This is a genomic window from Saccharothrix sp. HUAS TT1, assembly GCF_040744945.1.
In the GTDB taxonomy this organism is placed as follows: Bacteria; Actinomycetota; Actinomycetes; order Mycobacteriales; family Pseudonocardiaceae; genus Actinosynnema.
Genome location: NZ_CP160453.1, coordinates 5,728,931 through 5,748,057 on the forward strand (window position 1 = coordinate 5,728,931; position 19,127 = coordinate 5,748,057).

Annotated in this window: 17 protein-coding genes; 8 read left to right on the top strand and 9 right to left on the bottom strand. The window is 73.2% G+C overall.

Annotated features, from left to right (window positions below; all coding sequences use genetic code 11):
* Positions 1-38: 38 nt before the first annotated feature.
* A complete protein-coding gene (locus AB0F89_RS25595) occupies positions 39-1,004 on the bottom strand; it encodes an aldo/keto reductase (RefSeq protein WP_367128132.1) in 966 nt (321 codons plus the stop codon).
* Between the two features lie 128 nt (positions 1,005-1,132).
* Here AB0F89_RS25595 and AB0F89_RS25600 point away from each other — a divergent pair, with 128 nt between their 5' ends.
* From AB0F89_RS25600 to AB0F89_RS25615, 4 genes are all read left to right on the top strand, one after another.
* Positions 1,133-2,182, top strand: a complete 1,050-nt coding sequence (locus AB0F89_RS25600) for an LLM class F420-dependent oxidoreductase (protein ID WP_367128133.1) — start codon at positions 1,133-1,135, stop codon at positions 2,180-2,182.
* Entirely contained in the window at positions 2,179-3,003 is an 825-nt protein-coding gene (locus tag AB0F89_RS25605; RefSeq protein ID WP_367128134.1) for an undecaprenyl-diphosphate phosphatase, read from the top strand. Before AB0F89_RS25600 ends, AB0F89_RS25605 begins: the two co-directional genes overlap by 4 nt.
* A gap of 9 nt (positions 3,004-3,012) precedes the next feature.
* Positions 3,013-3,723 carry a histidine phosphatase family protein gene (locus tag AB0F89_RS25610; protein ID WP_367128135.1) on the top strand — a complete coding sequence of 237 codons (711 nt, stop codon included), beginning with the start codon at positions 3,013-3,015 and terminating at the stop codon, positions 3,721-3,723.
* 472 nt (positions 3,724-4,195) lie between these two features.
* Positions 4,196-4,489, top strand: coding sequence for an ArsR/SmtB family transcription factor (locus AB0F89_RS25615; RefSeq protein ID WP_367128136.1), 294 nt, complete (start codon positions 4,196-4,198; stop codon positions 4,487-4,489).
* Here AB0F89_RS25615 and AB0F89_RS25620 read toward each other — a convergent pair.
* The 7 genes from AB0F89_RS25620 to AB0F89_RS25650 all read right to left on the bottom strand — a co-directional run bounded on the left by AB0F89_RS25620 (position 4,474) and on the right by AB0F89_RS25650 (position 11,844).
* Complete coding sequence (locus AB0F89_RS25620) at positions 4,474-4,836, bottom strand: VOC family protein (protein ID WP_367128137.1); 363 nt, start codon at positions 4,834-4,836, stop codon at positions 4,474-4,476. The two genes, AB0F89_RS25615 and AB0F89_RS25620, sit on opposite strands and share 16 nt — an antisense overlap.
* 108 nt (positions 4,837-4,944) lie before the next feature.
* A complete protein-coding gene (locus tag AB0F89_RS25625) occupies positions 4,945-6,510 on the bottom strand; it encodes a hypothetical protein (protein WP_367128138.1) in 1,566 nt (521 codons plus the stop codon).
* A 120-nt stretch (positions 6,511-6,630) separates the two neighbouring features.
* Complete coding sequence (locus AB0F89_RS25630) at positions 6,631-7,542, bottom strand: glycosyltransferase family 2 protein (protein ID WP_367128139.1); 912 nt, start codon at positions 7,540-7,542, stop codon at positions 6,631-6,633.
* A 651-nt stretch (positions 7,543-8,193) separates the two neighbouring features.
* Positions 8,194-8,910, bottom strand: a complete 717-nt coding sequence (locus AB0F89_RS25635; RefSeq protein ID WP_367128140.1) for an MBL fold metallo-hydrolase — start codon at positions 8,908-8,910, stop codon at positions 8,194-8,196.
* Entirely contained in the window at positions 8,907-9,881 is a 975-nt protein-coding gene (locus AB0F89_RS25640) for a hypothetical protein (protein WP_367128141.1), read from the bottom strand. Before AB0F89_RS25640 ends, AB0F89_RS25635 begins: the two co-directional genes overlap by 4 nt.
* 284 nt (positions 9,882-10,165) lie before the next feature.
* Positions 10,166-11,473: an RNA polymerase sigma factor gene (locus tag AB0F89_RS25645; RefSeq protein WP_367128142.1), complete on the bottom strand. Its 1,308-nt coding sequence runs from the start codon at positions 11,471-11,473 to the stop codon at positions 10,166-10,168.
* The gene (locus tag AB0F89_RS25650; RefSeq protein ID WP_367128143.1) at positions 11,470-11,844 is read right to left on the bottom strand and encodes a YciI family protein; all 375 of its coding nucleotides are present in this window, start codon (positions 11,842-11,844) and stop codon (positions 11,470-11,472) included. The genes AB0F89_RS25645 and AB0F89_RS25650 overlap by 4 nt, the downstream gene beginning before the upstream one ends.
* A 108-nt stretch (positions 11,845-11,952) precedes the next feature.
* Here AB0F89_RS25650 and AB0F89_RS25655 point away from each other — a divergent pair, with 108 nt between their 5' ends.
* A complete protein-coding gene (locus AB0F89_RS25655) occupies positions 11,953-12,387 on the top strand; it encodes a nuclear transport factor 2 family protein (protein WP_367128144.1) in 435 nt (144 codons plus the stop codon).
* A 64-nt stretch (positions 12,388-12,451) separates the two neighbouring features.
* Here AB0F89_RS25655 and AB0F89_RS25660 read toward each other — a convergent pair whose 3' ends face one another.
* Positions 12,452-13,177 (bottom strand): alpha/beta hydrolase, encoded by a 726-nt coding sequence (locus AB0F89_RS25660; protein ID WP_367128145.1) that lies wholly within the window; start codon positions 13,175-13,177, stop codon positions 12,452-12,454.
* A 319-nt stretch (positions 13,178-13,496) separates the two neighbouring features.
* Between AB0F89_RS25660 and AB0F89_RS25665 the strand changes: the two genes are divergently transcribed.
* The 3 genes from AB0F89_RS25665 to hrpA are packed head-to-tail and all read left to right on the top strand — an operon-like array spanning position 13,497 to position 19,049.
* Positions 13,497-14,261, top strand: coding sequence for an isocitrate lyase/phosphoenolpyruvate mutase family protein (locus AB0F89_RS25665; RefSeq protein ID WP_367128146.1), 765 nt, complete (start codon positions 13,497-13,499; stop codon positions 14,259-14,261).
* Positions 14,262-14,296: 35 nt separating this feature from the next.
* The gene (locus AB0F89_RS25670; protein ID WP_367128147.1) at positions 14,297-15,088 is read left to right on the top strand and encodes a thioesterase family protein; all 792 of its coding nucleotides are present in this window, start codon (positions 14,297-14,299) and stop codon (positions 15,086-15,088) included.
* 58 nt (positions 15,089-15,146) lie between these two features.
* Complete coding sequence (gene hrpA, locus AB0F89_RS25675; protein WP_367128148.1) at positions 15,147-19,049, top strand: ATP-dependent RNA helicase HrpA; 3,903 nt, start codon at positions 15,147-15,149, stop codon at positions 19,047-19,049.
* The last annotated feature ends 78 nt before the right edge of the window (positions 19,050-19,127 follow it).

Genomic DNA, 19,127 nt, shown 5'->3' on the forward strand with positions numbered 1-19,127 from the left:
ATACGCCCATGCGGGGCCTTTCGGACACACCGCGCGAATCAGCCCATCGGCCGTTCGGGGTAGCCGAACTCGATCGCGCTGACGTCGTCCAGCGCCGCCCGGATCGCCGACGGCAGGGTCAGCTCCTCGGCCGCGAGCGAACCCAGCAGCTGGCCCGTGTCCCGCGCGCCGACCACCGGCGCCACCACGCCCGGCCGGTCCCGCACCCACGCCAGCGCCACGCACAGCGCGTTCGTGCCCAGCCCGTCCGCCGCCGTCGCCACCGCCTGCACGATCCGCGCCGCCCGCTCCGTGCGGTGCTGCTCCACGTACCCGGCGAAGTGCGCCGACGCGCCGCGCGAGTCCGACGGCGTGCCGTTGCGGTACTTGCCGGTCAGCACGCCCCGCCCCAGCGGCGCCCACGGCAGCAGCCCGACCCCGTGGTGCTGCGCGGCCGGCACCACCTCACGCTCCACGCCGCGCTCCAGCAGCGAGTACTCCACCTGCGTCGACACCAGCGGCGTGTGCCCCGGCAGCGCCGCCGCCGTGCCCAGCTGCCAGCCCGAGTAGTTCGACACGCCCGCGTACCGCACCCGGCCGGAGGTCACCGCCGCGTCCAGCGCCGACAGCGTCTCCTCCAGCGGCACCCCCGCGTCCCACGCGTGCAGCTGCCACAGGTCGACGTGCTCCACGCCCAGCCTGCGCAGCGACCCGTCCAGCGCGTGCAGCAGCGCGCCGCGCGACGCGCCGCCGCCGAACGGGCCGTCGTTGCGCCTGGCCACCGCCTTGGTCGCGATCACCAGTTCGTCGCGCGGCACGACCTCGCCGAGCAGGCCGCCCAGGATGCGCTCGCTCTCGCCCTCCACGTACACGTCGGCGGTGTCCACCAGCGTGCCGCCGGCCTCGGCGAAGGCCAGCAACTGGGTGGCCGCCTCGTCCGCGTCGGTGTCCCGCCCCCAGGTCATCGTGCCCAGGGCCATCCGGGAGACCCGCAGTCCGCTGCGCCCGAGGTATCGCTGTTCCACGCGGGGGAGCCTAAGGGTTGATCGACTTTCCGGCGGCCCGTGGCACGCACCTGTCAAGGCCGGATCGCGCCACGATCGGGGCACGCCGCCCTGGCGCCGCAGGTTACCGACCGGTACGGTCATCGCTCGTGCGACTGGGACTGAACCTCGGGTACTGGGGCGCGGGCAACGACGCCGCGAACCTCGAACTGGCCAGGGAAGCCGACCGACTGGGCTACTCGGTGGTGTGGGCCGCCGAGGCCTACGGCTCCGACGCGCCCACGGTCCTGGCCTGGGTGGCCGCGCAGACCGAGCGGGTCGACGTCGGCAGCGCCATCCTGCAGATCCCGGCGCGGACGCCGGCGATGACCGCGATGACCGCCGCCACCCTCGACTCGCTGTCGGGCGGCCGGTTCCGGCTCGGCCTCGGCGTGTCCGGGCCGCAGGTGTCGGAGGGCTGGCACGGCGTGCGGTTCGACAAGCCGCTGGGCCGCACCCGCGAGTACGTCGACATCGTCCGCTCCGCCCTGCGCCGCGACCGCGTGCGCTACGACGGTGAGCACTACACGCTGCCGCTGCCCGACGGCCCCGGCAAGTCGCTCACCCTGACCGTGCACCCGGTGCGCGAGCACATCCCGGTCTACCTGGCCGCCGTCGGGCCCAGGAACGTGGAGCTGGCCGGCGAGATCGCCGACGGCTGGCTCGCGCTGTTCCTGTCGCCCGAGCACTCCGGCGACGCCCTGGCCTCGCTCAAGGCCGGCCGCGAGAAGGCGGGCCGCACCCTGGACGGGTTCGACGTCGCGGCCACCGTGCCCATGGTCGTCGGCGACGACTGGCGCGCCTGCGCCGACCGCATCCGCCCCTACGCCGCGCTCTACGTCGGCGGCATGGGCAGCAGGCAGAAGAACTTCTACAACGACAACGCCGCGCGGATGGGCTTCGCCGCCGAAGCCGCCGAGGTGCAGGACCGCTACCTGGCCAAGGACTACGAGGGCGCCATGGCCGCCCTGCCGGTCGACTTCCTCGACGGCACCTCCCTGCTCGGCGCCAAGGAGCGCATCGCCGACAAGATGCGCGCCTACGCCGACGCGGGGGTCACCACGCTCACCCTTTCGCCCATGCTGCAAGATCTCGAGCAGGGGATCGCCGCGCTCCGCACGGCGACCGAAGCTCTGGATCTGGCAGGAGTGGGTAGTTGAGCTGGTTGCAGGCCCTTGTCCTCGGACTCGTCCAGGGACTCACGGAATTCCTGCCCATTTCCTCGTCGGCGCACGTCAGGATCGTCTCCACGCTGTTCTTCGGCAACGACGCGGGCGCGTCGTTCACCGCGGTCATCCAGCTGGGCACCGAGGTCGCGGTGCTGATCTACTTCGCCAAGGACATCGGCAACTTCGTCTCGGCCTGGTTCCGCGGCCTGTTCAGCAAGGCCGCGCGCAAGACCGAGGACTACCGGATGGCCTGGTACGTGATCATCGGGTCGATCCCGATCAGCGTGCTGGGCTACCTGTTCAAGGACGAGATCCGCTCCTCGTTCCGCAACCTGTGGATCACCGCCACCACGCTGGTCGTCTTCGGCCTGCTGCTCGGCGTGGCCGACCAGTTCGCCCGGCACGTGCGCGACAAGCTCCAGCTCAAGGACGCCGTCGGCATGGGCCTGGCGCAGGCGATGGCGCTGATCCCCGGCGTGTCCCGCTCCGGCGGCACCCTCACCGCCGGCCTGTTCCTCGGCCTCGACCGCGCCGCCGCCGCCCGCTACTCGTTCCTGCTGGCGCTGCCCGCCGTGTTCGGCGCGGGCATCTTCAGCATCCCCGACGTGCTGGACCGCACCGAGCCCAACGCCGCGTCCGTGCCCCAGATGATCGTGGCCACGATCGTCGCGTTCGCCGTCGGCTACGCCACCATCGCCTGGTTGCTGCGCTACGTCTCCAAGCACAGCTACTCGGCGTTCGTGTGGTACCGGCTGCTGCTGGGCATCGTCCTGATGGGGCTGCTGTCGATGGGACTGCTCAACCCGACATAGGCTGACCGCGTGGCTACCGTGATCTTGCTGCGACACGCCCGCTCCACCGCCAACGGGGCGGGCGTCCTCGCGGGCCGTCAGGCGGGCGTTCAGCTGTCCGAGCGGGGCGAGGAGCAGGCGAAGGCGCTGGTCGACCGGCTCGCCGACGTGCCGCTGAGCGCCGTGGTGACCTCGCCGCTGGAACGCTGCCGGCGCACCCTCGCGCCCCTGCTCGCCGAACGCGGCCTCGACGCCGTCGAGGAACCCGACCTCGCCGAGGTCGACTACGGGCAGTGGACCGGCCGCGAGATCAAGGACCTGCTGGCCGAACCGCTGTGGTCGGTCGTGCAGCAGCACCCGTCCGCCGCGGTGTTCCCCGAGGGCGAGGGGCTGGCCGGGGTGCAGGCCCGCGCCGTGGCCGCCATCAGGGCGCACGACGCCCGCGTCACCGCCGAGCACGGCCCGCGCGCCGTGTGGCTGGCGTGCAGCCACGGCGACGTCATCAAAGCCGTGCTGGCCGACGCGCTCGGCGTCCACCTCGACGGGTTCCAGCGCATCGTGGTCGACCCCGCGTCGGTGTCGGTCGTCCAGTACACCGAGACCCGGCCGTTCGTGCTGCGGGTCAACGACAACGGCGGCGACCTGTCCGGCGTCGTCCCCGTGCCGGCGAAGAACCCCACCGAGAGCCCGGGCGAAGCGCCGTCCTCCGACGCGGTCGTGGGCGGCGCCACCGGCGCCTGACCCGGTGCGAGCAGCGCGTGGCCCCCGGACAGTGCAGGGTAGTCCGGGGGCCACGGTGCGCTTGGCCGGGGCGGGCGGCCTCGTGCAGACGATCGTATTGCCGTTAATGCGCCGATAAATGCCCTCCTAAGGGCTGAAACTCCCGCGCGTTCGCCGCAGTCGCGCAGGTCAGCCCGCCCGCCAAGTGCTCGGCAGCGATCAAAACCGCAGCTCAGCCGGTGTGGAAACGCGCTGGAAACAAACCGCGCAAGCAGTCGCCCGCGCCAATCTCCTAGACCGTTCGGTTCAGGCCGGAAGAACCGGACCTGTTAGAAGTTAACGACCCGCGGTGCGCTGTCGATCACACTGCGCCGCAGGTCTCCCCCGGACGTGCAGCTATTTCGCCAAGCGCAATATCTTCAGTGTGGACTAATTGACCCCTTGACCAGGGTGACTACTATGCGAAACCGTGCGCGCTCTACAACACCCGGATGTGGGAGACCTGCAACTCGCGGTCGTGCTGAGCGCGCTCGCGGACCCCGTGCGGCTGCACATCGTGGCCGAACTCGCCCGATCGGGCGGAATCGTCTGCGGGCAGTTCGACGTGCCGGTCAGCATGTCGACGCTGTCGCACCACCTGAAGGTCCTCCGCGAGGCGGGGGTGCTGAGGGTGACGCCCCAGGGCAGCTACCGCACCCACGAACTGCGGCGCGAAGAGATGGAGGACCGCTTCCCCGGCGTCCTGGACTCCATCACCCGCGCCATCGGGGATCAGCCCTCGACGTAGAGGCAGAACGGGTGGCCCGCCGGGTCGAGGTGCACGCGCACGTGCTCCTGCGGCTGGTGCTCGGCCAGGGTGGCGCCCAGCTCGGCGGCCCGCGTGCACGCCGCGTCCAGGTCGTCCACCTCGATGTCCAGGTGCGCCATCATCCGCTGGTCGCCGCCGTGGCCGGGCCACACCGGCCGACGGTGGTCCGGCTCGGTCTGGAACGACAGGCCCGCGCCGCCGCCGGGCGCGCGCAGGGTGGCCCAGCCCGGCTCGTCGACGCCGAACGACCAGCCGAGCAGGTCGCGGTAGAAGCGGGCGAGGGCCTGGGCGTCGGGGGCGTCGAGAACGGTCGCGGTCAGCCTCATCGCCCGATCTTCACCTGACCGGGTGGAATTCGCATCCGGTCGGACAGGCGGCGGGGGTGGTCGGAAACCCGACCACCCCCGCCGTCGTCCACGCGCGTCCCGCGCCGGTCAGCCCCCGGGCTGCTGGTGGGGCAGTTCGCCGCGCCGCGGGCCGACGTCCACCAGTTCGCCCATCACCGCGAAGAACGTCATGTCCTTCTGCTCGAAGCAGCCCCGGTTCAGCGTGGCCGCGTAGGCCGAGCACCGGCCGTCGAGCTGGCGGGCCAGCTGCGCGGCGGTCGCCAGCGACCCGAGCGAGTTGTCGGTGCGCGGCATGTAGCGGTCCCCGGTGGCGGAGCCGGCGGAGGCGATGAGCAGCATCAGCGCCGCCAGGGCGCCGATGGCGGGCGACGGCGAGGCCAGCCGCTCCCGGACGGCCGCCACCCCGTCGAAGCGGCGCACGCCGTAGAAGACGGCGAACCCGGCCAGCAGCAGCAGGCAGTACAGCAGCTCGGCCGAACTGCGCGGGTAGAGCTGCACGGTGTTGGTGGCGTACATCTGCGAGCTGAACCAGAACCGCAGCAGCCACGCGCCGGCGAACATCGAGGTCAGCGTGATCACCACGGTGTGCTTGCGGCCCAGTGCGATGGCGGCGGCCATGCCGGCGATGGCGAGCACGGTGAACAGGCCGACCCCGCCGAGTTCGCCGAGCGGCGGCCAGGGGCCGGTCTCGCCGGGCAGGTCGTTCTTCCACATGGCGATGTAGGTGGGCTCGATCCAGGTGTCGAGGTAGAAGAAGCTGTCGTCGCCCGATCCCTGGGAGGCGCGCAGCAGGCCGAGGACGTGGCGGAAGCTGACGGCGAAGAAGACGGCGGCGGTGACGCCGACCAGGACCAGGCCCTGCTTCCAGCCCCTGCGCCAGGGGAACAGCACCAGGGCGGCGACGATGACGCCGGGCGCGGACCAGACGAACCAGCCGGAGTAGACGAGGAACACCACGCCGAGGCCGAGGCCGAACGCGACGCCTTGGAGCACCAGGCTGCGCCAGGGGGCTTCGGGGGAGCGGCGCAGCCGGCGCAGCAGTGCGATCATCACCGGCACCATCACGACGAGCATGATGTTGGTGTAGGGCTTGTAGGGGTCGATGAGCGCCATGGCGGGCACGACGCCCAGGCCGAGTGCCCACATCGGGGACAGCAGCAGTCGCCAGGACAGGTAGGCGATCGGGCCGTACAGCGCGGTGAAGACGATCCCCAGGGTCTTCTGGGCGTACTCCGGTGGCGTGTCGGTGAGCTGGGAGTACCAGGCCAGCACGTGGGGCCAGCCGGGCGGGTAGTTGTCCTGCATGGCGCCGGTGTCGATGAGCTTGTGCACCCAGCTGGTGATGACGCCGACGTCGCCGTAGCTGGCGAACAGGCCCCATGAGGTGCCGCGCAGGGCGATGACGACGGCGCCGGCGACGAGGCCGCCGAACAGGCCGGCGGTGGTGGCGGCGCCGAGCCTGCGGATCAGGGGCGCGTGCGCGGCCCAGCGGGTGCGGGCGGTGATCACGGCGAGCGCGAGCACGACGACGGCGATGAGCGCGTACCGGAGCTGGAGCGCGGCGAGTCCGCTGACCTGGCCGATGCGGTCGAGCGGGTTGACGTCGACGCGGCGGGCGAGGAGCACCATGAGCGCGGCGGCGGCCACGGACACGGCGGCTTCAGCGGCGAAGAGCGCGCCTCGGCGGTGCGGTGGAGCGGGGGTGGCCGGCGGCGGAGGGCTCTCGGGGCTGGTCCGCGGCGGTTGTTCTGGCGCGGTCGACAGCACCGTTGATCACTTCCTCACTGGTTTGGTGGTTCCGAAGGCGTGTCGGGCGAGCACTTTGGCGCTGCCGGTCTGGCGCGCGGTGACGGCGCCGGGCAGCAGCAGGAGGGCGTGCAGCCGGGAGGACAGGTGCAGGCGCGCGGCCTTGGCGGCGCGGTGCCAGCCGATGCGGTCCATGCGGTCGGCGACGTCGAGGAAGAAGTCGCGCTCCTCGGTGAAGCGGCCGCCGACGGAGGCCAGGGCGGAGGAGACGCTGGCGTCGTGGCGGCGGTACTGGAAGCAGGTGTCGGGCACGACGACGAGCTGCCCGCCGCGTTCGATGAGGTCCAGCATGAGGGCCAGGTCGAGCACGACGCTCAGGCCGGGGCGGAAGCCGAGCCCGCTGAGGGCTTCGCGGCGCCAGCACAGCGACGGGAAGTAGGTCCAGTTGCCGCGCAGCAGGCTGACGACGAGGTCTTCGCCGCCCAGCAGGCGGGGGGTGGTGGTGTCGGGGGCGTAGACCTTGCGCTTGACGCGGTCCACGAGGGGGCGCACGACCTGGCCGGAGTCGTCGATGACTTCGACGCCCGCCTGGATGACGTCGGCTGCCGGGTGGGCTTCGATGGTGCGGCGGATGGTGCTGACGTAGTCGGGCAGCATGGCGTCGTCGGAGCCCATGACCACGAGGAAGTCGCGTTCGACCAGGTCGAGGCACCGCTGGAAGTTGCCGTTGATGCCGAGGTTGCGCTCGTTGCGCCGGTAGTGGACGCGGTCGTGGTCGAGGGAGTCGAACCACTCGGCGAGGCTGGTGTCGGCGATCGCGGTGTCGTCCACGACGGTGAGGTGCCAGTTGTCGTCGTCCTGGGCGATGATGCTGCGCACCGCGGTTTTCAGGTACGAGACGTCCCCGTAGTGGGGGAGCATGATGTCGATGGCGGTCATCGTCACCTCGTGGGACCGGCGATCACGCTGCGGTGTGGGACACCCATCCGATTGCCACGACCCTTCCCTGCGCTCTTTGCCGTCGGAGCCGCCCGCGCGCCAGGACAGGGCTAGCGGAGGCGGTGAAGCCGCAGCCTACTGTGTGGGCGGTGAGCGCAGGCATCTCGCCCCCACGTCCGACGAATCCCGCAGTCGTGGTGGTGTCGGGCGCATTGGTGCTGGGTGCGTCGGGTTAGGCGTTCGCGGTGATGGCCGGACATTCGCCGTCGGCGGTGGGAGCGGCGGTGGTGGCGTCGTTTTACCTTTTGGTGAACATCGTGGGTCGGGGTGCTTTCCCGGCGGTCGGGCGGCGGGCGGGTCGTGCCACGTCGCGCGTGTTGGCGCGGGGTGGGGGCGGGACGGGTGGCGGGTGGAGCCGTGGCGCCGGTGCTCGTCGTGGTGGGCGTGTCGGTGTCGGTGTCGCGGGGTGTTGGTGGAACGGTCGTGGAAAAGCTCGGGTCGTTGTTCGCCGTCGTGGTTGTGGGCGTGATCACTTCGACGGGGATTTACCCGATGCGCGGTGTGTCGGGTGGAATGCGGCGGTTCACCGGTTATCCGCTGACATTGGCCGGTGGGTTTCGCACAGTTGTTCGGCGCGGTGGCCAGTCGGGGTCAGCGGAGCGTGATGGTGTCGCCCGGTCGGGCGACGGGTGCGTTGGCGCGCTCGGCGGCTTCGGCGGGGTCGGTGGTGTGGCCGACGTGGGTGAGCAGGAGGCGGTCGGCGGTCCGGGCCGCGGCGGCGGCGTCCTCGGGGGAGCAGTGGTGGGGTCCGGCGCTGTCGGCTTCGCACAGGAACAGGTCGGCGCCGTCGGCGAGGTCGTCCAGGGCGGGGCAGGGTCCGGTGTCGCCGGAGTAGGCGAACACGGTGTCGCCGCGGGTGGCGCGCAGGCCGAAGGCGGGCAGCCCGTGCCGGACGGCGCGGGTGGTGAGGGTGAGGTCGCCGACCTCGGCGTGGTGCCCGTCGTGCAGTTCGTGCACGTCGAACGCGGCGGCGGCCGGGTTGGGGGCGGCGCCCGCGAGGAAGGTCTCGAGTCGGGCGGCGAGGCCGGGCGGGCCGTAGAGGGGGATGGGCGCGTGGGGCTCCTGGTCGGCGAACAGCAGCGCGTAGTAGTAGGGCAGCAGGTCGGCGGCGTGGTCGGCGTGGGTGTGGGAGATCCACACGGCGTCGAGCCGGTCGGGCCGGTGGTGGCGTTGCAGCTCGGCGAGGGTGCCGGTGCCGGCGTCGACCCACACGGTGGTGTCGTCGGTGCGCAGCAGGTAGCCCGAGCAGGGGTTGTCGGGGCGCGGGTAGGGCGTCGCGGTGCCGAGGACGGTCAGGCGCAAGGTCACGCGACAGTGTGGCGCAGCACGTGCACGCCCGCTGCGGTTTTCAGGTAGGCCCAGGTGGTGGCGCCGGCGGTGGCCAGGCCGACGTGCGAGGCGGAGGTGCGGGCGAGGTCGTCGGGCAGTGCCACGGCGGTCCAGCGGTCGTCGGCCCAGCGGTGGAAGGCGGGCCTGGTCTCGAAGGAGCCGCGGGTGGCGCGCACGCCCCAGGTCCAGCCGGCGGCGACGCCGTGCAGGCTGAGGCGGTCGACGTCGTCGGGCGGCGGGACGGCGTTCCACTGCGCGCCGTCCCAGCGGTGCACGCGCAGGCCCTCGGTGTCGCGGGCGTGGCCGAGCCAGACGTCGTCGGGCGCGGTGGCGGCGAGCCGGGTGATGTGGCCGCGCTCCAGGCGTGGCCGGGCCGGTTCGGTCCAGGCGCGACCGTCCCAGCGGACGAGCACGGGGTAGTCGTAGGTGGCCGGTCCGGCCCCGGCCAGGCCGCCGCCGGCCGCCCAGACGTCGTGCGGTCCGGTGGCGGTGATGGTCTGGAGCCCTTCGCGGGCCGAGGACAGGGTGGCGCGGCGCTGCCAGGACGTGCCGTCGAAGTGCAGGGTGTCGCGGTCGGCGCCGACCACGTGCACGTCGCCGTCGCCCACCGCGGCCACGGCTTTGGCCCAGGCGATGGGCGGTGTCGCGACGACGTGCCAGGACGTGCCGTCGTAGTGCAGCACGAGGGGGCGGCCGGCGCTGTTGCCGACGACCCAGACGTCGTCGGGCGCGGCGGCCGACACCCCGGACAGGCTCGCCGCGGCGGGCAGCTCGGGCAGCGGTTCGACCCGCCAGGTCTCGCCGGTCCAGCTCAGCACCAGGGGCGCCGACGGGCGGCTGGTGAACACGCCGGTGGTGCCCGCGAGCCACGCGTGGCGCTCGCCCGCGGTGGCCAGGTCGGCCAGTGCGGTGCTGGGCGGCAGCACGGGCACCGGCACGGGTCGGAACAAGCGAACTCCCCCTCGATAAGTCCCCCGACTCATCGCACGATCCAGCTCATCGGCCGCGGGACCGCTCCGCCAGCCGCCGAACGGCGGCTTGTCGTTGCCGCGTCGGGTGGTCGGGCCGCCGCGAATGACCGAGCGGGTCGGGCCGCCGCGGACAACCGGGCAGGTGATCGAGCCGCTGCGGCCGGCCGAGCCGGCACGGGTGGCGGGGCGAGCCGAGGGCGCCGAGCCGCCGCGGTGGTCGGGCGGGCGGGTCTTCCCGCGACCACCGATCGAGATCGGACCGGCTAGCGGTAGGTCGCGGGCGGGTCGGGTGGCGCTTCCGCGTCGTCGGTGCGACCGGCCCGGTCTTGGTTGTCCTGGTCCTGGTTGGCCCGGTGTCGATCGGCCCGGACGTGGTCGGCGCGGTGTTCGAGGTAGCGGCGTTCGGGCAGGCTCAGCGTGGCGCGGGCGGCGAGGGCGTAGTGCTCGCGGGCCGCTTCCGCCTCGCCCGCCAGGTCCAGCAGGTGCGCGCGGACGGCGTGCAGCCGGTGGTGCCCGGCCAGCGCCGGGTCGGTCGCCGCCCGCTCCAGCCGGGCCAGGGCGGCGGTCGGGCCGTGCACCATCGCGGCGGCCACGATCCGGTTCAGCGCCACCATCGGGCCCGGCGCGACCGAGTGCAGCAGGTCGTAGAGGCCGAGGACCTGCTTCCAGTCGGTGTCGTCGGCGTGGCGGGCCTCGGCGTGCAGGGCGGCGATGGCGGCCTGCAGCTGGTAGGGGCCGACGGGGGTGGTGGTCAGCGCGTCGTGCACCAGCCGGGTCCCCTCGGCGATCATGGCCGCGTCCCACCGGGTGCGGTCCTGCTCGTCCAGCGGCACCAGCGAGCCGTCGGCGCGGGTGCGCGCGGGGCGGCGGGCGTCGGTGAGCAGCATCAGCGCCAGCAGGCCGGCCGACTCGCCGTCACCGGGCCGGCGCGCGTGCAGCTCGCGGGCCAGCCGGACCGCTTCCCCGGACAGGTCCACCCGGTGCAGGTCGGCGCCGGAGCTGGCGGTGTGGCCCTCGGTGAACACCAGGTACAGCACGTGCCGCACGGCGTCGAGCCGGTCTTCCAGCTCGTCACCGACGGGCAGGTCGAACCGGGCGCCGGAGGCTTTGACGCGCTGCTTGGCGCGGCTGACGCGCTGCGCCACGGTGGCTTCTGGCACCAGGAACGCCCGCGCGATCTCCGCCGTGGTCAGCCCGCCGACGGCGCGCAGCGTCAACGCCACCCGCGACGGCGGCGTCAACGAGGGGTGGCAGCACAGCACCAGCAGGGTGAGCGTGTCGTCCACGCCGGGCGCCGGCTCGGGGTCCGGCGGGGTCAGGGCGAACACCGCCTCCTCGCGCCGCCGCCGGGCCGCGTCGGCCCGCCACAGCTCGATCCGGCGGCGGGACGCGACCGTGATCAGCCACCCGGTGGGGTTGTCCGGCACGCCGTCGACCGGCCAGCGGGTCGCGGCGGCCAGCAGCGCCTCCTGCACGGCGTCCTCGCAGGCGTCGAACCCGCCGTGGTGGCGCACCAGCGCGCCCAGCACCCGCGGCGCCAGCTCCCGCAGCAGCGGACCGATCGCGGTCACCGCAGGAAGTCGTCCAGCGACGGCCGCACCGGCCGCACCTCGACCAGCCCGAGGTGGGCCTCGGGGATCCGGGCGGCGATCTCCACGGCCCGTTCCGGGGTCGGCACGTCGACCAGGTAGAACCCGGCCAGCAGCTCCTTGGCCTCGGCGAACGGCCCGTCGGTGGTCAGCGCCCGGCCGTCGCGGACGGTGACCCGGGTGGTCCGCGCCGGTTCGGCCAGGGCCTCCGACACCACCAGCTCGCCGGAGGCGGCCAGCTCCTCGTCCAGCGCCGCGTAGGCGTCCAGGCCGGCGGACCGGTCGTCGTCGCCCAGCCGGTCCCAGACCGCGCGGGACTCGGGGTTGCTGTAGATCAGGACCAGGTACTTCACCGAACCTCCGAAAAAACCCGTCCGGGGGATGTCGAGAACGCGCGCCCAGCTTCTACGTCCCCTGCGGAAGGCGCCCGACCGGGGCGCTCACCGGAGAGGAGCACCACCATGAGCCGGCACACCGACATCCGCGACCTGCTCGACGGGCGCGCCGCCGCGATGCGCGCGGGCGACGCCGACCGCCTCGTCGCCGACTACCTGCCCGACGCGGTCACCTTCACCCTCGCCCCGCCGCTGGCGCGCACCGCGCCCGAGGTGACCGACCCGGACGCGCTGCGGGCCTGGTTCGCGGGCTTCGACTCGGCGGTGGACTACGAGATCCGCGACCTGGAGGTCACCGCCGAGGGCGACCTGGCGTTCTGCCGCAGCCTCAACCGGATGTCGGCCGTGCCGCGCGGCCACGGTGAGGCGTTCGACCTGTGGTTCCGCTCCACGGTGTGCCTGCGGCGGGTCGACGGCGCGTGGCGCATCGCCCACGAGCACACCTCGACGCCGTTCCACATGGACGGCAGCTTCGGCGCGGCCCTGGACCTGGAGCCGTAGTCCCGACGGGGATGCCGCTCGCGGTGAGCGGCATCCCCCTACCTGCCGCCGTGGCGGCGCGGCCTCACTTCAGGTGCCGGGCGAAGAACCGGTTCGCGTCGTCGCCCTCGAAGCGCGGGACGCCGGTGTGCCCGCCCGTGTTGGCGTGCAGCGTCTTCTCCCGGGAGCCCAGGGCGTCGAACAGGTCCAGGGCCACCTGCCGGTCGTTCCCCTCGTCGTCCCACTGCAGCAGGACCAGCAGCGGGATGGCGACCTGCCGGGCCTCCGCGACCACGGCGCGGGGCACGTAGCTCCCGGCGAACAGGACGGCGGCCGCGATGCGCGGCTCGACCGCCGCCAGCCGGACGCCGATGGAGATCACCCCGCCCGAGAAGCCGACCGGGCCGGTGATGCCGGGCAGGTCGAGCAGGGCGTCCAGGGCGGCCCGCCACTCCGGGACGGCTTGGTCGACCAGCGGGAGGACGAGCCGGTCCACGACCTCGTCGTCGACCCGTTCACCGGCCTCCAGCGCCCGGCGCAGGTCGGCGCGGGCCTGGTCGGCGGCGGCGGACGGGGGCCGGTCGCCGCTCCAGGGCAGTTCGATGGTGGCCGAGGCGAAGCCCTCGGCGGCCGCGTGCCGGGCCCGGGCCGCCAACCGGGGGTGCATCGCGGACAGGCCGCCGGGGTGGCCGAGCAGGATCAGCGGGGCCGGCGCGGGTCCGGGCGTCCACAGGACGCCGGGAATCCCGTCGAGGGTGAACCGGCGTTCGAGGACGCCGGCGTCGAGGCGTTGTTCGGAGGTGAATCGCATGGTCTTGCCCTTCGGGAGTGCTCGTGGACGGCGCTCCCGGACGACCTATCGCCCGACCATGACCCCCGAGGGGAGCACCCATGTCGTTGCGCTCACGGGTACCACCTCCTCGTCCTCCGGCACGGCCTCCGGGAAGCTAGCAGCGGCCGTCGCGGCCCGCCACGGGTTTTCCGCGGACCACGGCGGGATCACGCCTCCGGCGCGGCGCGGTCGCGAACCCCGGCGACGGGCCGGTGCCGGCGCGTAGTGTCCGGATCTTCACGCAACCGACACCCCGAGCCGTCGCACGGCCGCGGCCCCAGTTGTCACGGGAGCAGATGTGAGCAGGATCGGATCCGACCTGAGCGGCGCGGCGAAGGCGCTGCGCGCGCTGCACGTGCCCGGCGCGCCGGTGGTGCTGCCCAACGCGTGGGACGTGTCCTCCGCGCGGGTCCTGGCCGAGGCCGGCTACCCGGCGGTGGCCACCGCCAGCGCCGCGGTCACCGCTGCCCTCGGCTACCGCGACGGGCACGGCATGCCCGCCGACGAGGCGTTCGCCGCCGTGCGCCGGATCGCCTCCGCCGTCGACGTGCCGGTGACCGCCGACATCGAGCGCGGCTACGACCTGCCGCCGGCGCGGATCGCGGCCCGGCTGGCCGAGGCGGGCGCGGTCGGCTGCAACCTGGAGGACTCCGACCCCGCCGCCCGGACCATGGTCGGGCTGGCCGAGCAGGTCGACTTCCTGGCCGCCGTGCGCGCCGCCGACCCCGACCTGGTGATCAACGCCCGGATCGACGTGCACGTCAACGGCGACGGGAACTTCGACGAGACCGTCCGCCGCGCCCTGGCCTACTTCGAGGCGGGCGCCGACTGCGTCTTCCCGCTGTTCCTGCCCGCCGATAAGGTCGCCGCGTTCGTCCAGGCGGTCGGCGGGCGCCCGGTCAACATCGGGCACGGCCCCGGCTCGCCCTCGCCCGCCCGGCTGACCGAGCTGGGCGTGGCCCGCGTCAGCTTCGGGCCCGGCCTGCACAACCTGCTCATGAGGCAGCTCAGGTCGATCGTCGGCGACATCAAGCGTGACGGCGGCAGCCCCTACGGCGGCTGAACTACCCGCCAGTAGCGCCCATTAGGGTGACCCGCATGCACGAGTGGGACACCGACACGCGGGTGGACGCGACGGGGGACGGGCGGTTCGCCGCCCACCTCACCGACCGGTGGGGCAGCGCCGGCGGCCGGCCCAACGGCGGCTACCTCGTCGCGTTCTGCCTGCGCGCGCTCGGCGAGGTGCTGCCCCACCCCGACCCGCTCGTCGTCGGCGCCCACTACCTGCGCCCCGGCGTCGTCGGCCCGGCCCGCGTCGACACCGAACCGGTGCGCGCCGGCCGCCGGATCTCCACCGGGGAGGCCCGCCTGACCTGCGGCGACCGCGAAGTGCTGCGGGTGGTCGCCTCCTACGCCGACCTCGGCGCGAGCTCCGGCCGCACCCTCGTGCTCGGCGAGGCGCCCGACCTGCCGCCGCCCGACGAGTGCGTCGACGCCTACGGCGGCCTGCGGCTGCCCGGCGTCACCGTCGCCGACCGCGTCGAGCTGCGCGCGCCCGAGCCGCACGGCTGGACCCGGGGCAAACCGACCGGCGCCCCGCGCACCGAGTTCTGGCTCCGCTTCGCCGACGGCCGCCCCGCCGACACCGCGAGCCTGGCCACGCTGGTCGACGCCGCTGCGCCCGCCGTGCTCGAACTCGGCGAGACCGACTCCGCCACCGTCGAGCTGACCGTGCACATCAGGGCCCGGCCCGCCGCCGGGTGGCTGGCCGCCCGCGTCACCACCCGGCACCTGGCCGGCGGCTACCACGAGGAGGACGTCGAGCTGTGGGACGCCACCGGTCGGCTCGTCGCCCAGTCCCGCCAACTCGCCCTGCTGGCCGACCAGTGACCCCCGCCGGCCGATAATCGGCGGCCCCACCGGCCCTCCCTGGATATCCTTGACCCAAATGAACCAGATGTCGCACCCCGACCTGCGCGAACGCCTGTCCGACCTGATGTCGCGGGACCAGCGCAGGCTGGCACGCAGGCTCGAGGGCGCGCGCAAGGTCCGCGACGGCGCGGCCCGCGCGGCCGTCCTCGCCGAGATCGAAGCCGAGGTCGAGGCCGCCGAGCTGCGCGTGGCCCTGCGCCGCGAGGCCGTGCCGAAGATCACCTACCCGGCCGAGCTGCCCGTCAGCACCCGCAAGGACGACATCGCCGCGCTCATCCGCGACCACCAGGTCGTGATCGTGGCCGGCGAGACCGGCTCCGGCAAGACCACCCAGCTGCCCAAGATCTGCCTCGAACTCGGTCGCGGCGTGCTCGGCCAGATCGGCCACACCCAGCCGCGCCGCCTCGCCGCGCGCACCGTCGCCGAGCGCGTCGCGCAGGAGCTGGACACCCCGCTGGGCAGCGCCGTGGGCTACAAGGTCAGGTTCACCGACCAGTCCGGCGAGGACACCCTGGTCAAGCTGATGACCGACGGCATCCTGCTGGCCGAGGTCCAGACCGACCGGCTGCTGTCGCGCTACGACACGATCATCATCGACGAGGCGCACGAGCGCAGCCTCAACGTCGACTTCCTGCTCGGCTACCTCAAGCAGCTGCTGCCGAAGCGGCCCGACCTCAAGGTCGTCATCACCTCGGCCACCATCGACCCGCAGCGCTTCTCCCGCCACTTCGGCGACGCGCCGGTCATCGAGGTCTCCGGCCGCACCTACCCCGTCGAGGTCCGCTACCGGCCCGTGGTCGACCCGGAGGACCCCGACGCCGACCCCGAGCGCGACCAGACGCAGGCCATCTGCGACGCCGTGCGCGAGCTGCAGGCCGAGGGGCCCGGCGACGTGCTGGTGTTCCTGTCCGGCGAACGCGAGATCCGCGACACCGCCGACGCCCTGGCCGCCCTGGAGCTGCGCGACACCGAGGTCCTGCCGCTGTACGCGCGGCTGTCGTTCGGCGAGCAGCACCGCGTGTTCCAGCCGCACCGCGGCCGCCGCGTCGTGCTGGCCACCAACGTCGCCGAGACGTCGCTGACCGTGCCCGGCATCAAGTACGTGGTCGACCCGGGCACCGCCCGCGTCTCCCGCTACAGCCACCGGCTCAAGGTGCAGCGGCTGCCCATCGAACCGGTCTCCCAAGCCTCGGCCAACCAGCGCAAGGGCCGCTGCGGCCGGGTGTCGGAGGGCATCTGCGTCCGGCTCTACAGCGAGGACGACTTCGACGCCCGCCCGGAGTTCACCGACCCGGAGATCCTGCGCACCAACCTCGCCTCGGTGATCCTGCAGATGACCGCCATCGGGCTGGGCGACATCGCCGCGTTCCCGTTCATCGACCCGCCCGAGGCCCGCAACATCAACGACGGCGTGCAGCTGCTGCAGGAGCTGGGCGCGATCCTGCCCGCCGAGCAGAAGCTGACCCCGCTGGGCCGCAAGCTCGCCCAGCTGCCCGTCGACCCCCGGCTGGCCCGGATGGTCATCGAGGCCGACCGCAACGGCTGCGTCCGCGAGGTCATGGTCATCGCCGCCGCGCTGTCGATCCAGGACCCGCGCGAGCGCCCGTCGGACAAGCAGCAGGCCGCCGACGAGTTCCACGCCCGGTTCAAGGACCCGGAGTCGGACTTCACCGCGTTCCTCAACCTGTGGCAGCACGTGCGCGAGAAGCAGAAGGAGCTGTCGTCCAACCAGTTCCGCAGGCTGTGCCGCAGCGAATTCCTGAACTACCTGCGGGTGCGCGAGTGGCAGGACATCTACCAGCAGCTGCGGCAGGTCGCCAAGACCCTCGGCGTGCACGTCAACGACCAGCCCGCCGACCCGCGCAACGTGCACCTGTCGCTGCTGTCCGGGCTGCTGTCGCACATCGGCGTCAAGGACGTGCCCAAGCGTGACCCGGGCAAGCGCGCCGCCACCGAGTACCTGGGCGCCCGCAACGCGAAGTTCGCGATCTTCCCCGGCTCCGCGCTGTTCCGCAAACCACCCCAGTGGGTGATGGCCGCCGAACTCGTGGAGACCTCCCGGCTGTGGGGCCGGATCGTGGCCAGGATCGAGCCCGAGTGGGCCGAGAAGCTGGCCGAGCACCTGGTCAAGCGCACCTACAGCGAGCCGCACTGGGAGGCCAGGCGCGGCGCCGTCGTCGCGCTGGAGAAGGTCACCCTCTACGGCGTGCCGATCGTGGCCTCCCGCAAGGTCAACTACGGGCGCATCGACCCCGAGCTGTCCCGCGACCTGTTCATCCGGCACGCCCTGGTGCAGGGGGAGTGGACCACCCACCACAAGTTCTTCCACCGCAACCGCGAGCTACGGGCCGAGGTCGAGGAGCTGGAGACCCGGGCCCGCCGCCGCGACATCGTCGTGGACGACGACACCCTCCACGACTTCTACGACCAGCGCGTGCCCGCCGACGTCGTGTCCGCCCGGCACTTCGACACGTGGTGGAAGAAGGCCCGGCACGCCCAGCCCGAGCTGCTGACGTTCGACAAGGCGATGCTGGTCAACGAGCGCGCCCGGGTCACCCCCGACGCCTACCCCGACGAGCTGCGCCGCGGCGGCCTCACCCTGCCGCTGACCTACCGGTTCGAGCCCGGCGCCGCCGTCGACGGCATCACCGTCGACCTGCCCCTGCCCGCGCTGACCACCCTGCCCGACGACTCGCTGTCCTGGCAGGTGCCCGGCCTGCGCACCGAGCTCGTCGTCGCGCTGATCCGCTCGCTGCCCAAGCCGGTGCGCCGCAACTTCGTGCCGGTGCCCGACGTCGCCGCCGCCGCGCTGACCGGCATCACCGACGACGAGCCGCTGCTGCCCGCGCTGGAACGCCGGCTGCGCGAGCTGACCGGCGTCGTGGTGGCGCGCGAGCAGTGGCAGCTCGACCAGGTGCCCGAACACCTCAAGCTCACCTTCCGCGTCGTGGACGAGGACGACCGCGAGCTGGCCCAGGGCAAGGACCTCGCCGCGCTCAAGCGCAAGCTGCAGGGCGAGCTGCGGCAGACCCTGGCCGCCGCCGCGGGCAACCTCGCCCGCACCGGCCTGACCACGTGGGACGTCGGCGACCTGCCCCGCACCGTGCAGCGGCAGCGGTCCGGCATCGTCGTCACCGCCTACCCGACCCTGGTCGACAAGGGCGACACCGTCGCGGTCGAGATCATGGACACGCCCGGGCGCCAGCGGCAGGCCATGTGGCGCGGCACCCGCCGCCTGCTGCTGCTCAACACCCCCTCCCCGGTCAAGACCCTGCAGCGCGGGCTGAACAACGCCGAGAAGCTGGCGCTGACCCGCAACCCGCACGGCGGCGTGGCGCCCCTGCTGGCCGACTGCATCTCCGCCGCCGTGGACGAGCTGCTGCGCGACGCGGGCGGCCCGGTGTGGGACCAGGCGGCGTTCGCCAAGCTCACCGAGCACGTCCGACGCGGCCTCGGCGAGACCACGTTCGACGTCGTGCACAAGGTCCGCCGGGTGCTGGAGGCCGCCCAGGACGTCGAGCTGCGGATCAACGGCGTGCGCGGCGCGGTGTTCGAGGAGTCGCTGGCCGACGTCCGGGCCCAGTTCGCCGGCCTGGTGCACAAGGGCTTCGTCACCGGGGCGGGCGCCGGCCGGCTGGTCGACGTGCACCGCTACCTGCAGGGCATCGCCCGCAGGCTGGAGAAGCTGACCGAGAACGTCCGCCGCGACCAGGAGTGGATGGACCGGGTGCACGCCGTGCACGCCGAGTACCGGGAACTGCGCGCCGCCCTGCCCGCCGACGAGCCCCACGAGGAGCTGGACGAGGTCCGGTGGATGATCGAGGAGCTGCGGCTGAGCTACTTCGCCCAGACCATCGGCACCCGCTACACCGTCTCCGACAAGCGGATCTTCAAGGCACTGGACGCCGTGCCGCGCTGACCTGCCCGCGACGGCGGCGCTCAGCGGCTACGACACCGGCACCTTCGCGACCTACGCCGGCGGCATCGAGGTCTACGG

Excerpts from the sequence above, each read along its gene's own strand:
- AB0F89_RS25655 (WP_367128144.1), top strand. The coding sequence starts at position 11,953 with ATGAGCCGGCACACCGACATCCGCGACCTGCTCGACGGGCGCGCCGCC.
- AB0F89_RS25670 (WP_367128147.1), top strand. The coding sequence starts at position 14,297 with ATGCACGAGTGGGACACCGACACGCGGGTGGACGCGACGGGGGACGGG.
- AB0F89_RS25660 (WP_367128145.1), bottom strand. The coding sequence starts at position 13,177 with ATGCGATTCACCTCCGAACAACGCCTCGACGCCGGCGTCCTCGAACGC.
- AB0F89_RS25630 (WP_367128139.1), bottom strand. The coding sequence starts at position 7,542 with ATGACCGCCATCGACATCATGCTCCCCCACTACGGGGACGTCTCGTAC.
- AB0F89_RS25620 (WP_367128137.1), bottom strand. The coding sequence starts at position 4,836 with ATGAGGCTGACCGCGACCGTTCTCGACGCCCCCGACGCCCAGGCCCTC.
- hrpA (WP_367128148.1), top strand. The coding sequence starts at position 15,147 with ATGAACCAGATGTCGCACCCCGACCTGCGCGAACGCCTGTCCGACCTG.